This window comes from Mycolicibacterium parafortuitum (assembly GCF_010725485.1).
Lineage (GTDB): Bacteria > Actinomycetota > Actinomycetes > Mycobacteriales > Mycobacteriaceae > Mycobacterium.
On the sequence record NZ_AP022598.1, the window covers coordinates 4,740,923 to 4,754,654 of the forward strand.

A 13,732-nucleotide genomic window follows, 5' to 3' on the forward strand; every position below is an offset into this window, starting at 1 on the left:
TTGAGACAGAGTAAGGCCACCGCCTGGCGGGAGGTGGCCTTACAAGCGGGCCCGAGAACGCGTCCGCCAACGCGACCCGGCAGTACCACGCCAGTCCGCCGAGACTGCCCCACCCACCGAGTTATCCACAAAGCCGAATTGATCCCCAGCCGAGCACGATCTGCACCACCTCCGCCGACGAACTCAGTAGACTCGCACATATGTTCGATGAATCAGCTCCCGAGCCCCGGGATCTGCCCGGGCTGGCCGATGCCGATCTCGTCGACGCAGCCTGGACCACCACCCGGGCAGAGAACCGTGCATGCGCGCGCAAGCTGGCGGTAATGGCCGAGCTGTTCGACCGACGCACCCGCCTGGCCCCCCACGACCGGCTGGACTGGTGGGTCGACCCCGCCGCCGCAGTCACCGCAGAAATCGCCGCCGCCCACCACATCACCCAAGGCCTGGCGCTACACCAGACCTACCGCGGCGTCGTGCTGCGCGACCGACTCCCACGCGTGGGGGCGCTGTTTCTCGACGGGCTGATCAGCGAGTTGCTGGTGCGCACCATCATCACCCGCACCGACCTGATCACCGACGAGGAGTTGATCGCCGCCGTCGATGCCGAGCTCGCCGACCAGATCCTGGGATGGGGACCGCTGTCGGCGAAGAAGACCGAGGCCGAAATCGATGCGATCGTCAAACGCCACGACCCCGACGCGGTACGCCAACCCCCCGACCCCAACACCGGTCGCGCGGTGGAATTCGGCAACCCCGCCGACGCCCCCGGATTCACCACGCTGTGGGCGCGCATGTTCGACTGCGACGCTGCCGCCGCCGAACACACCCTGATCGCCGTTGCCTACAGCGTCTGCGACAACGACCCCCGCAGCCTCGACGACCGCCGCAACGACGCCCTCCACGCCCTGCTCACCGCCAACCCCGTCCTTGCCTGCCTGTGCGGCAACACCGACTGCGACGCCGCCACCAACCCCCGCCCCCTCCGCGAAATCATCGTCTACGCCCTCACCGACCACACCACCGCAACCGCAGAGCCCCCCAGCAGCGATACCGCCGACAACGACTCCGCTGCATTCGAGTCCAACAAGTGCCAGTCCGACGAGACCCCCGACGTGCGGGACGACGAGGGTGACGAGCCGCAGCCCGACCCCACCGCACCCGAGGCCACCGAACCCGAGCCCAAATCCGAAGCAGCGCCGGCACCCAAGCCTCGGCCAGGCGCGTCGGCGCTGATCCCGGGGCGCTCGGCCTACGTCTTCGGTTCCGGGTTCATGCCCACACCGTTGTTCGACGCGCTGCTCGCCGACGCCACCATCCGCGAGGTCATCCACCCCGGACAGGCCGCACCCGAACCCGGCTACGCCCCGTCGGCAGCGCTGGCCGCGTTCATTAGGTGCCGCGACCTCACCTGCCGCTTCCCCGGCTGCGACAAACCCGCCACCACCGCCGACATCGACCACACCGTCCCACACCCCATCGGGCCCACCCATCCGTCAAACCTCAAGGCACTGTGCCGTTTTCATCATTTGCTGAAAACGTTCTGGACCGGCCCCAACGGCTGGCGCGATCGCCAACACCCCGACGGCACCATCGAATGGACCAGCCCCACCGGCCACACCTACACCACCCACCCCGCCAGCCGACTGCTGTTCCCGGTCTTGTGCAGACCGACGGCATCGTTGTGGACCGGCGACCCGCCCGAAGTACCGATGAGCGCCAACCGCGGGGCCATGATGCCTCGCCGGACACGCACGCGCGCACAAAGCCGCGCCGCCCACATCACCGCCGAACGCAAACGCAACGCCGAAATCCGCGCGGCCGAAGCAGCCGCCGAGAACCGGGCCGCGCCGCCGCGCGACCACGATCGCGACGAATTCACCGGCGGGGAAGGCAAATCCGACTACGGCAACGACCCACCACCGTTCTGATATAGGTCAGACGTCGACGACGAGCACGTGCAACGTCCTCGGCCCGTGCACTCCCTCGACACGATCGAGCTCGATGTCGCTGGTGGCGCTCGGCCCGCTGATCCACGTCAGCGGGCGGGTGTGCAGCCCCGACTCGATCAACCGCGCGACGGCACCGGGAACGTCGTCGACGATCTGATCCACCCGCACCACGCACACGTGCACATCCGGCACCAGGCTCAGCGCCCGACGCCCCTGCCCCGGTCCATGCGACAACACGATCGTTCCGGTGTTGGCGATACCGACCGACGCGGTCGTCACGACCGCGTCGATGGCATCCAGTTCCGCGGCGGACAACCCGTCGTCGCGGACCCAGGCAGCGCTGTCCGGCCACGACTCGATCACGCCGTCCTCGGCGACCACCCGCGCGAAACCCTTCAACGCCGACGCGATGGCCGCCCCGACGTCGTCGACCCGTTCCACCTGGGCCCGATAATCCGCCACCCTTTCGATGAACCGCTCCACCAGACCGAGATCACCGGTCCCGACGACGCGGCCGTACTCCCACGGCACCTCCGGAACCTCGGGACGGTCGTGCAACGCGGACCGGATCCGCCCGAGGATCTGCTCGCGCGCCTCATTCATCGGCGCCTCCGTCGGTCCGCTCCCACCACGTCCGGAACGACTCGGTGGGCGGCACGGGCGCATCCCGCGCCTGCGACCATCCGCTGGCCGGCCACGGCAACGACCGCAGCGCGTCCTTGCTGCCGAACAACTTGCTGCGCAGCACTTTCCCGCCGAGACCCGCCGCCTTCTCGGCGCCCTCCAGCCTCCGGTGATCGGCGAACAGCCAGCCGGCCGCCTTCATCGCCGCCTGTTCCCCCGACGGCACCCCGCCGCGCTGCTCGTCCACCACCCGGGTGCGCAGGTGAACCAGCATCGACGGGATGTCGATGCGTACGGGACACACGTCGAAGCACGCCCCGCACAGGCTCGACGCATACGGCAGCGACTTGTCGATCTCACTGGACGTGCCGCGCAGCTGCGGCGTCAACACCGCCCCGATCGGCCCCGGATACACCGAGCCGTAGGAATGACCGCCCGCCCGCTCGTACACCGGGCATACGTTCAGGCATGCCGAACATCTGATGCAGCGCAACGCATCCCGGCCCTTCGGGTCGGCGAGCACCTGGGTGCGGCCGTTGTCGAGGAGCACGATGTGCACGTTCTGCGGTCCGTCGCCGTCGGCCGTGCCGGTCCAGATCGACGTGTAGGGGTTCTCCCGCTCCCCCGTGCTGCTGCGTGGCAGCACCTGCATCAGCACCTCGAGATCCCGCCACGACGGCAGCACCTTCTCGATGCCCACCACCGAGATCAGCGTCTCGGGCAGCGTCAGGCACATCCGCCCGTTGCCCTCCGACTCGACGACCACCAGACTTCCGGTGTCGGCGATCGCGAAGTTCGCCCCCGATATCGCCACTCGTGCGCGCAGGAACTTCTCCCGCAGATGCAGCCGCGCCGCCTCGGCCAGACGCCGGGGCTCGTCGGTCAGGTCCTCGGGGGCCGGGCGGCCGACGTTGGCCATCTCCCGCAGGAAGATCTCGCGCACCTCGGCGCGGTTCCGGTGGATCGCGGGCACCAGGATGTGGCTCGGCCAGTCGCCGCCGAGCTGCACGATCAGCTCGGCGAGATCGGTCTCCCACGCATCGATCCCCGCGGCGGCCAGCGCCTCGTTCAGCTCGATCTCCTGGGTGGCCATCGACTTGACCTTGACCACCTCGCGCGTGTCGGCCGCGCGCACCAGGTCGACGACGATCCGGTTGGCTTCCTCGGCATCGCGGGCCCAGTGCACCGTCGCACCGGCCCCCGTCGCGTTGGCCTCGAACGACTCCAGATGCTCGTCGAGCCGGTGCAGCGCGGCGTCCTTGATGGCCTCGGCCGCCAGCCGCAGCTGCTCCCAGTTGTCGAGCTCCTCGACGACGCGCGCGCGTTTGGTCCGGATGGTTCCGGTGGCGTGGGCGAGGTTGCGCCGCAGCACCGAGTCGCCCAGCGCGTCGCGGGCCGCGGCCTGGAACTTCGGCAGCCCAAGGAACTGCCTGGTCACCCCGACGCGGGGATGGCCGCTCATCCCGGCCCGCCTTCGGTGCAGGCCAGCACCTCGGCTAGGTGCATCACGCGCATCCCGCTGCGTTGCCGCGACAGCAACCCGCCGATATGCGCCAGACACGAGTTGTCGCCGGCGACAAGCACTTCCGCTCCGGTGTCGCGGGCAGCGCGGGCCTTGTCGAATCCCATCGCGACCGAGGTGTCGGCGTTCTTGAGCGCGAAGGTGCCGCCGAAACCGCAGCACTGGTCGGCACGGGGCAGTTCGACGAGGTCGATGCCGCGCACCGCCCGCAGCAGCTGCAGCGGCTTGTCCCCGACGCGGAGCATCCGCAGTGAGTGACACGTCGGGTGATAGGTGACGCGGTGCGGGAAGTACGCGCCGACGTCGGTGACGCCGAGGACGTCGACGAGGAACTCGGAGAGCTCGTAGACGTTGGGTGCCAGGGTCTCGACCTCGTCCTGCATCGCCCGGCAGCCGGCCCGCGCGGCAATGTCGCGGTGCTGGTGACGTACCGAGCCGACGCAGGATCCCGACGGCGCGACGACCGCGTCGTACCCGGCGAACGCGGCGACGAAGTTCCGCACCGCGGGGATGGCCTCCTCCGCGTAACCGGTGTTGGTGAACATCTGCCCGCAGCACGTCTGCTCGACCGGGAACTCCACCCGACATCCCAGCCGGTGTAGCAGTCGCACAACGGCTTTCGGGGTATCCGGCCACATCAGGTCGTTGTAGCAGGTGGCGAACAGTGCCACCCGCATGTTCATGGGCGCATCCTCACCACCGTATCCGATTGGTGGGCCATACTGGCCGAATGGCAGACAAAGCCGGCAGACCCGTCCGGACCGGCCCCGAACGGATCCGCAAGCTCGCCCAGGCGGCGTTGAACGCCGACGTCACCGTCGAGCAGGTCGACACCATCCTCGAGAGCCTGAGCGAGACGCTCGAGGATCTCAGCCGCTCCACCGAGATTCTCGACGTCACGCTGGAGCGGTTCAACGGAACCATCAACCAGATCAACGAGCTCGCGCCGCGACTGATCGCCGTCGTCGACCGGATGGAGGGCATCGTGTCCAGGGTCGAGCGCATCGTCGGCGTCGGAGAATCGGTGATCATGCCGCTGGCCGCGACCGAGCAGGTCATCCGCGGTGCGCTGGACCGGGTGCGACGCACGGCGGGTCTTTAGCCGGAGTTGCGCAGCGCGGTCGCCAGCCCGCTCATCGTCAGCAGGATGCCGCGCTGGACGAGTTCGTCCTCGTCCCCGGACCGGTAGCGCCGCAGCAGCTCCACCTGCAGGTGGTTCAGCGGCTCCAGATACGGGAAGCGGTTGAACACCGAACGCGCCAGCGACGGGTTGTCCGCCAACAGGTCGTCCTGGCCGGTGATCAACGTGTACATGCGGATGGTGCGGGTGTGTTCGTCGGCGATCTTGTCGAACACCCGGCGCCGCAGGTCCTCGTCCTCGACGAGCTCGGAATAGCGGGCGGCCAGGCCGAGATCCGATTTCGCCAGCACCTGCGCCATGTTCGACAGCACGGTGGAGAAGAAGGGCCAGCGCCGGTACAGGTCCTGCAGGACCTCCAGCCGGTTCTCGTCCTCGGAGATCCAGTCCTCGAACGCCGTCCCGGTGCCGTACCACCCCGGCAGCATCACCCGCGACTGGCTCCAGGCCAGCACCCACGGGATCGCCCGCAGGTCCGAGATCGACGTGGTGGGTTTGCGCGACGTCGGCCGGCTGCCGATGTTCAGCGCGCCGATCTCGCTGACCGGCGTCGAGGCCTTGAAGTACTCGACGAACCCCGGTGTCTCGTGCACCAGTTCGCCGTACGCGCGCTGCGCACGGGCGGCGAGGTCGTCGAGCACCGCGTATGCGCTGTCGGCGAGCCCTCCCAGCCCCTCCATATCGAGCAGGGTGGCCTCCAGCGTCGCGGCCAGCAGCGTCTCCAGGTTGCGGTGCGCGATCCTCGGCTCGGCGTACTTCGCGGCGATCACCTCACCCTGCTCGGTGATCCGCAGTGAGCCCTGCACCGCACCGGGCGGCTGGGCCAGGATCGCGTCGTAGCTCGGGCCTCCGCCACGCCCGACCGTGCCGCCGCGCCCGTGGAACAGCCGTAACCGGATCCCGGTCTTGCGGGACGACTCCACCAGGTCCAACTCGGCGCGGTAGAGCGCCCAGTTCGCGGCCAGGTAGCCGCCGTCCTTGTTGGAGTCGGAGTATCCCAGCATCACCTCCTGGCTGTCGCCGCGCGCGGAGACCATCCGGCGGTACAGCGGAAGGTCGAGCGCGGCTTCCAGAATCGACGAACCGCGCTGCAGGTCGTCGATGGTCTCGAACAGCGGCACGATCCCCACGGGCGCGTACGGGTGCTCCGAGGACACGTCCAGCAGGCCGGCTTCCTTGAGCAGGATGGCCGCTTCGAGCATGTCGGACACCGACTGGCACATCGAGATGATGTAGTTCGGCACCGCCTGCGGCCCGAAGACGTGCACGGCCCTGGCGGCCGCGGAGACGATGTCGAGTTCTTTGCGGGCCAGTTCGGACAGTTCCGCGTCGACGCCGATCAGCGGCCGCCGGGTGCTCAGCTCGGCCGCCAGGATCTCGACGCGTTCGTCCTCGCTCAGCGACGTGTAGTCCGGATGCACCCCAGCCCACGCCAGCAGTTCGGCGACGACTTCCTCGTGCACATCGGAGTTCTGCCGCATGTCCAGTCCGGACAGGTGAAAACCGAAGACCCGCACCGCTTCCCGCAGCCGGGCCAGCCGGTCGTCGGCCAGCACCGCACTGCCGTGCGCGCGCAGCGACTCGTCGATCACGTCGAGGTCGTCGAGCAGTTCGCCGGGGGACGCGTACGGCTCCATGCCCAGGTCGAGCTCATGCTCGGGCCGGCGGTCCAGGATCTGCGCGGCGGTCGCGGTCAGCCGTGCGTGTGCGACGCGCAGCGCACGGCGGTACGGCTCGTCGGCGCGGGCGGGCTCGTGGCAGGAATCCGCGAGCGCGGCGAGGTCGTCGGTGATGTGCACCAGCCGCGCCGACATCGACAGTTCCTGTTCCAGCGCGGCGAATTCGGCGAAATAGTGCGCGAACGCCGTATAGGCGGCGCTGCCGGTCGCCAGCCGCACCACGTCGGCGGTCACGTTCGGGTTGCCGTCGCGGTCGCCCCCGATCCAGGACCCCGGACGCACGATGGGCTCCTCCAGCAGCCCGGCACCGGGCCAGCGGTCCTGCAGCGCGGCCCGCACCTCGGCGTTCACCTGGGGGATCACCTCGAAGAACGCCGCCTCGTAGTACCGCAATCCGGTTTCGATCTCGTCCTGGATCTTCAACCGGGACAACCTGATCAGCGCGGTCTGCCACAGCGTGAGGATGTTGCGGCGCAGCTCCTGCTCGATGTCGCGGCCGTCGGGGGTGGTGTCGTGGCCGTGCAGCCGTAGCCGCATCAGCTCGGTGATCCGGTGCTGGGTGTCGAAGACCGTGCGCCGGCGCGTCTCGGTCGGATGCGCGGTGATCACCGGTGACACCAACGCGCCGACCAGCGCGTCGGCGACGGTGTCGGCGTCGAGTCCGGCTTTGTCGAGTTTCAGGTAGGTCGCGGCCAGCCTGCTGTCCTGCGGCGGCTCCCCCGCGGCCTCGTGGATCCGACGGCGGCGTTCGCGGTGGATGTCCTCGGCAACGTTGGCCAGCAGCGCGAAATGGGTGAACGCGCGGATGACCGGGATGGCCCGGTGGACGTCGACGCCGTCGAACATCTTGGCCATGTCGGCCCGGTCGATCTCCGAGCGCCGGACGCGGAAGGCCTCGACGCGGGCGCGCTCGACGAGGTCGAACACGTCCTCGCCGTTCTGCTCGCGCACCGTGTCGCCGAGGATCGTGCCGAGTAGCCGGATGTCCTCGCGCATCGGCTCGGTGGCCTCCCGGCCCACCTGGGTGCGGAGCACCGCCCCGATCGGTTCCAGCGTGGTATCAGGCGAATCCGAAGCGTGGGGCACGGGTCGATTATCCGGGTTGCCCGTCCGGGTTGCAGAACGAGCTAGACGCCGTACTTGATGGACAGCGCCATGCCGATGATCGAGACGATCCAGATGCCGGTGACGAAGAGCGTCACCCGGTCCAGGTTCTTCTCGACCACCGTCGAGCCCGACAGGCTGGACTGCACGCCGCCACCGAACAGGCTGGACAGACCGCCACCCTTGGCGCGATGCAGGAGGACCAGGAGCACGACCAGGACACTGGTCACGACCAGGGTGATCTGCAGAGCCAATTGCATGAGCGCAACCCTACTACGAGTCGGCCCGGGGTCAGGGCAGCGGGCCGCCCGCGGCGATCGCCGACAGCGTGGCGAACTGCTCACCGTCGAGCGACGCACCACCGACCAGAGCGCCGTCGACGTCACCCTGGGCGACGATTTCGCCGACGTTCTTGGCGTTGACGGAGCCGCCGTAGAGCACCCGCACCCCGGCGGCGATCTCCGGCGACGCGAGGTTGGCCAACTCGTCCCTGATGGCCTTGCACACTTCCTGCGCGTCGGCAGCGCTGGCCACCCGGCCGGTGCCGATCGCCCAGACCGGCTCGTAGGCGATGACCGTCTGGCCGATCTGCTCGGCCGACAGCCCGGCCAGCGACCCGCGCAGCGAGTTCACATTGAACTCGACGTGGTTGCCGGCCTCGCGCACCTCGAGCTGCTCGCCGATGCACACGATCGGCGTCAGACCGTGCTTGTGCGCGGCCTGGGCCTTCGCGGCGACCAGCTCGTCGGTCTCGCCGTGGTAGGTGCGCCGCTCCGAGTGCCCGACGACGACGAACGTGCAGCCCAGCTTCGCCAGGAACGCGCCGCTGATCTCGCCGGTGTAGGCACCCGAATCGTGCTGCGACAGATCCTGCGCGCCGTAGGTGAGCCGCAGCTTGTCGCCGTCGACGAGGGTCTGCACGCTGCGCAGATCGGTGAACGGCGGGATCACCGTCACGTCGACCCGGTCGAAGTACTTGTCCGGCAACGAGAACGCGATCTTCTGAACCAGCGCGATCGCCTCGAAGTGGTTCAGGTTCATCTTCCAGTTGCCGGCGATCAGCGGCTTACGGCTCACGGGTGAGGTGCCTTTCAGTTCTCGAGTACTTCGATGCCGGGCAGGGTCTTGCCCTCAAGGTATTCCAGCGACGCACCGCCACCGGTGGAAATGTGCGAGAAACCGTCCTCGGCCAGGCCGAGCTGACGCACCGCGGCCGCGGAGTCGCCGCCGCCGACGACGCTGAACGCGCCCTTGGCGGTCGCACCGATGATGGCTTCGGCGACTCCCTTGGTGCCCGCCGCGAACGCCGGGAACTCGAAGACGCCCATCGGGCCGTTCCAGAAGATGGTCTTCGCATTGGCCAGCAGCGCGGAGAAGCGGCGCACCGACTCCGGGCCGATGTCGAGGCCCATCTTGCCGTCCGGGATCTCGTCCGCCGCGACGGTATCCGCCGGCGAATCGGCGGCGAACTTCTCGGCCACCACGATGTCGACGGGCAGGTGCAGCACGTCGCCGTAGTCGTCGAGCAGCTTGCGGCAGGTCTCGATCATGCTCTCCTCGAGCAGCGAGCTGCCCACCGAAAGCCCCTGGGCGGCAAGGAAGGTGAAGCACATGCCGCCGCCGATGATGAGGCTGTCGGCCTTGGTGGCGAGGTTCTCGATGACGGCCAGCTTGTCCGACACCTTCGACCCGCCGAGCACCACCGCGTAGGGGCGTTCGCCTGCGCTGGTGAGCTGCTCGAGCACCTTGACCTCGGCGGCGACCAGCTTGCCCGCATAGTGCGGCAACAGCGTCGCGACGTCGTAGACCGAGGCCTGCTTGCGGTGCACGACACCGAAACCATCCGAGACGAACGCACCGTCCGGGCCGACGAGCTCTACCAGCGCCTTGGCCAGCTTGAGCCGTTCGGCGTCGTCCTTGCTGGTCTCACGCGGGTCGAAGCGGATGTTCTCCAGCAGCAGGATGTCGCCGTCGGTCAGGCCCTCGGCGCGTGCCAGCGCGTCGCTGCCGACCACGTCGCCGGCGAGCTGCACGTGCCGGCCGAGCTTCTCCCCGAGCGCAGCGGCCACCGGTGCCAGCGAGAACTTCGGGTCCGGCTCACCTTTGGGGCGACCGAGATGCGCGGTGACGACGACCTTGGCACCGGCGTCGCTCAACGCCTTGAGCGTCGGCACCGAGGCGATGATGCGACCCGGGTCGGTGATCGTGCCGCCGTCGAGCGGGACGTTCAGGTCGGAGCGCACCAACACGCCCCGGCCCGAAACACCCTCGGACAACAGGTCGTCGAGTGACTTGATCCCCATCGCGCTGTTAGAGCGACTTGCCGACCAGGCCGACGAGGTCGACGAGGCGGTTGGAGTAGCCCCACTCGTTGTCGTACCAGGAGACGACCTTGGCCTGGTTGTCGATGACCTTGGTCAGACCCGAGTCGAAGATCGAGCTGTGCGGGTCGGTGACGATGTCGCTGGAGACGATCGGCGCGTCGTAGTACTTCAGGATGCCCTTGAGCGGGCCCTCGGCGGCGGCCTTCATCGCGGCGTTGATCTCGTCGACGGTGGCCGACTTGCTCAGCTCGGCGGTCAGGTCGGTGACCGAGCCGGTCGGGATCGGCACGCGCAGCGCGTAGCCGTCGAGCTTGCCCTTGAGTTCAGGCAGTACCAGGCCGATGGCCTTGGCGGCGCCGGTGGAGGTCGGCACGATGTTCAGCGCGGCGGCGCGGGCGCGGCGCAGATCCTTGTGCGGGCCGTCCTGCAGGTTCTGGTCCTGGGTGTAGGCGTGGATCGTGGTCATCAGACCCTTGACGATGCCGAACTCGTCGTTGATCACCTTGGCCAGCGGGCCGAGGCAGTTCGTGGTGCACGACGCGTTGGAGATGATGTTCTGGCTGCCGTCGTACTTGTCGTCGTTGACGCCGAGCACGATGGTGATGTCCTCGTCGCTGGCGGGCGCCGAGATGATGACCTTCTTCGCGCCGGCGTCGAGGTGACCCTGCGCCTTGGCGCGGGCGGTGAAGATGCCGGTCGACTCGACGACGACGTCGACACCGAGGTCGCCCCAGGGCAGGGCCGCCGGGCCTTCCTTGACTTCGAGCGCCTTGATCTTGGTGTCGCCCACGACGATGGTGTCCTCACCTTCGAGGCTCACGTCGTAGGGCAGCCGGCCCAGGATCGAGTCGAACTTCAGCAGGTGCGCCAGGGTGGCGTTGTCGGTGAGGTCGTTGACCGCGACGATCTCGATGTCGGTGTTCTTGCCTTCGGCCTTCTGCGCGTCCAGCGCGCGGAAGAAGTTGCGTCCGATACGGCCGAAACCGTTCACGCCTACCCGGATCGTCACGTCTGTCTCCTCTGCCTAGTGGCTCATTCATGAAACTTCGGCAATGCTCGCCGCCAGCCTAGTAGTACCCCTTCGACCTGCGCCCAGTCCCCCCTGCCGGGTTCAGAGGACGCCCAGACTCTGGTCGACGTACGGGTTCCCGAGCCACCGGCGGCGAATGCGCTGCAGGGTGCCGTCGTCCTCCAATTCGGCCTGTGCCACCTGCAACCTGGCCAACAGTTGCTGGTTGTCCGGGTTGACCGCGATCGCGATGTCCTCCACCGACAGGCCGCGCTGCACCAGGTCGACCTGCGGGACCTCGCGGACGAGTTCGGCCAGCGCCGGCGCCAGCTTCATCACCGCATCGCAGCCGCCGGTGACCAGGTCGGCGATCGCGGTGCTGATCGCGCCGTAGTCGTAGACCCGCACGCGCGCAGCCTTACCCGCCGCGACGAGGTCGGAGGCGATCCGCTCACTGGTGCTGCCCCGTTGCACTCCGATCGTCAGGCCGTCCAGGTCGTCGACCGAGCGCACCTGCGGCAGCCGGTCGGTGTCGACGGCGAGTCCCTGGCCCGCGACCAGGTACGGCGGCAGGAACGCGGCGCGGGCCTGCCGCTCCGGGGTGACGGTGATCCCGCCGACTACGCAGTCGAACTCCCCCGCCGCGAGATGGTCGAAGATCGCGTCGAGATCCGCGCAGTCGTAGGGGATGAACTCGACGTCTTCGCCGATCGCGTCGGCGAGCGCGGTCATCACCTCGATCTCCAGGCCGGTGTGTCCGGGCATCGCGTTGAACGGCGGATCCGGATAGGCCACCCCGACTCGCAGCGTCGTCATGCCGTCAAACCTAGGTCGCATCGGCGGCGAACCGCTATGGTCCTGGCAATCCCGGAGAAAGGCCTGGTGGTGGACGCACGCCCGATGAGACTCGTGCTGGCCGCGGCGATGTTGTGCTCCTGGGCGGTGATCGGACTCTCGGCAGGTGTCGCCCATGCCGACGACGACACCTCGGGGTCGACGGCGAGCTCGGCCGCCACCTCGCAGACCGACCGCGTCGACCGGGTGCCGGCGAAGCCGTCGCGCCCGGCGAGAAGCAGCGCCGACAGCGGAACGTCGGAGGGGGCCGAGACCTCCGGGGACGGCACGGACAGCAGAACCACCGAGACCACCCGCAACCGGGCCAAGGAAGCGGAGGAAGCCGACGAGGTAGCCGACGCAGCCGACGAGGTAGCCGAGGAAGTGGTCGAGCTTCGACCCCGCACACCGCTGCGCACCGCGGCCATCGACGACGCAGCAGGGGCCGAGAACCCAGCAGACACCGCGGAGACGAGCACCGCCCCGCCTGTTCGCCCGACGCTCGGCAGGCAACTGGCCGGCGGGGTGTCCGACGTCGGCACCATCGTCGTGTCGGTGGTGCACGCCGCCGCCATGGCGGTCGCCGAAGCCGTCGGCCCGGATGCGTTCTACGGTGTGCCGCACCTGTTGGCCACGATCGTGGCCAACACCGCGGCGGCCGTCGGCCGCACGCTGGTCGGCGGACGGTTGCACGAGCCGGGCGCCGACCAGCATTCCGTCGGCTACGGCCTGCTCGACATGCGCGGGTTGTTCGATCCGACGAAGCCACCGCCCGGCGCGAACGACCCGACGACGACGGTCACCGATGAGCATCCGCTGCCGGTCATCCTGCTGAACTCGACGGTGCTGACCCAAGGTGTCAACTGGTATGCCGGCGCGCCCGCGCTCGCCGCGGCGGGCTACAAGGTCTACACGTTCAACTACGGCAATGTGACCTCGAATCCGCGCTTCCCACTCCAGTCGATCGCCGACATCAGGAAGTCCGCCGCCGAACTCGACGCCGAGATCGACCGGGTGCTCATCGAAACCGGAGCCCCGCAGGTCATCCTGATCGGGCACTCACAGGGCGGCGGCGCGCTGCCGTCGTACTACATCAACGCCATGGGCGGCGCCGCGAAGGTCTCGCAGCTGATCGGGATCGGGCCGGGCCACCACGGCAGCGACTTCATGGGTCTGGTCGGTCTGGTGCTGAAACTGCCGATCCTGCGCCAGCTCTACATCGGGATCTCCGAGGCCATCGCGCCCGCCATCTACCAGCAATCCGTCGGCTCCCCGTTCCTCGACGAGGTCTACGGCGACGGCGACACCCGGCCCGGCGTGCTGTACACGAACATCAGCACCGTCTACGACGAGGTCGCGACCCCGTATACGAACCAGGCACTCGACGGTCCGAACGTGACGAACATCGTGCTGCAGGACCGCCACCCCGGACTGCTGCTGGGACACCTGAACATGGTGACCAGCCCGCTCACCTGGGCCGTCGTGCTGGAGGCACTGGCGGCCAATCCGGCGGCCAACCGGGTGCCGCTGACCGTCGCGGCCTGAGAAC

Annotated in this window: 12 protein-coding genes; 3 read left to right on the forward strand and 9 right to left on the reverse strand. The window is 68.6% G+C overall.

Annotated features, from left to right (window positions below; translation table 11 throughout):
* Positions 1 to 200: 200 nt before the first annotated feature.
* Positions 201 to 1,928, forward strand: coding sequence for a DUF222 domain-containing protein (locus NTM_RS22355; RefSeq protein ID WP_163767944.1), 1,728 nt, complete (start codon positions 201 to 203; stop codon positions 1,926 to 1,928).
* Positions 1,929 to 1,934: 6 nt separating this feature from the next.
* Here the strand turns inward: NTM_RS22355 and NTM_RS22360 are convergent, their stop codons facing one another.
* The 3 genes from NTM_RS22360 to NTM_RS22370 are packed head-to-tail and all read right to left on the reverse strand — an operon-like array spanning position 1,935 to position 4,772.
* Complete coding sequence (locus NTM_RS22360) at positions 1,935 to 2,552, reverse strand: LutC/YkgG family protein (RefSeq protein ID WP_163767948.1); 618 nt, start codon at positions 2,550 to 2,552, stop codon at positions 1,935 to 1,937.
* Positions 2,545 to 4,035: a LutB/LldF family L-lactate oxidation iron-sulfur protein gene (locus NTM_RS22365; protein WP_104860859.1), complete on the reverse strand. Its 1,491-nt coding sequence runs from the start codon at positions 4,033 to 4,035 to the stop codon at positions 2,545 to 2,547. The genes NTM_RS22360 and NTM_RS22365 overlap by 8 nt, the downstream gene beginning before the upstream one ends.
* A complete protein-coding gene (locus NTM_RS22370) occupies positions 4,032 to 4,772 on the reverse strand; it encodes a (Fe-S)-binding protein (protein ID WP_179964082.1) in 741 nt (246 codons plus the stop codon). Before NTM_RS22370 ends, NTM_RS22365 begins: the two co-directional genes overlap by 4 nt.
* 53 nt (positions 4,773 to 4,825) lie before the next feature.
* On the opposite strand from NTM_RS22370, the gene NTM_RS22375 reads away from it, so the two are divergent.
* Entirely contained in the window at positions 4,826 to 5,197 is a 372-nt protein-coding gene (locus NTM_RS22375; protein ID WP_104860857.1) for an ATPase, read from the forward strand.
* Here the strand turns inward: NTM_RS22375 and ppc are convergent.
* The 6 genes from ppc to NTM_RS22405 form a co-directional block, all read right to left on the reverse strand.
* A complete protein-coding gene (gene ppc / locus NTM_RS22380) occupies positions 5,194 to 7,998 on the reverse strand; it encodes a phosphoenolpyruvate carboxylase (protein WP_163767951.1) in 2,805 nt (934 codons plus the stop codon). The two genes, NTM_RS22375 and ppc, sit on opposite strands and share 4 nt — an antisense overlap.
* 41 nt (positions 7,999 to 8,039) lie before the next feature.
* Positions 8,040 to 8,276: a preprotein translocase subunit SecG gene (gene secG / locus NTM_RS22385; RefSeq protein WP_011894559.1), complete on the reverse strand. Its 237-nt coding sequence runs from the start codon at positions 8,274 to 8,276 to the stop codon at positions 8,040 to 8,042.
* A 31-nt stretch (positions 8,277 to 8,307) separates the two neighbouring features.
* The gene (gene tpiA / locus NTM_RS22390) at positions 8,308 to 9,093 is read right to left on the reverse strand and encodes a triose-phosphate isomerase (protein WP_104860855.1); all 786 of its coding nucleotides are present in this window, start codon (positions 9,091 to 9,093) and stop codon (positions 8,308 to 8,310) included.
* Positions 9,094 to 9,107: 14 nt separating this feature from the next.
* Positions 9,108 to 10,319, reverse strand: coding sequence for a phosphoglycerate kinase (locus tag NTM_RS22395; RefSeq protein WP_163767953.1), 1,212 nt, complete (start codon positions 10,317 to 10,319; stop codon positions 9,108 to 9,110).
* 7 nt (positions 10,320 to 10,326) lie between these two features.
* Positions 10,327 to 11,349 carry a type I glyceraldehyde-3-phosphate dehydrogenase gene (gene gap, locus NTM_RS22400; RefSeq protein WP_083145317.1) on the reverse strand — a complete coding sequence of 341 codons (1,023 nt, stop codon included), beginning with the start codon at positions 11,347 to 11,349 and terminating at the stop codon, positions 10,327 to 10,329.
* 102 nt (positions 11,350 to 11,451) lie between these two features.
* On the reverse strand, positions 11,452 to 12,165 hold the full coding sequence (locus NTM_RS22405) for an ABC transporter substrate-binding protein (protein ID WP_104860853.1): 714 nt from the start codon (positions 12,163 to 12,165) through the stop codon (positions 11,452 to 11,454).
* A gap of 36 nt (positions 12,166 to 12,201) precedes the next feature.
* On the opposite strand from NTM_RS22405, the gene NTM_RS22410 reads away from it, so the two are divergent.
* Positions 12,202 to 13,728 (forward strand): alpha/beta fold hydrolase, encoded by a 1,527-nt coding sequence (locus tag NTM_RS22410; protein WP_163767956.1) that lies wholly within the window; start codon positions 12,202 to 12,204, stop codon positions 13,726 to 13,728.
* Positions 13,729 to 13,732: the final 4 nt, after the last annotated feature.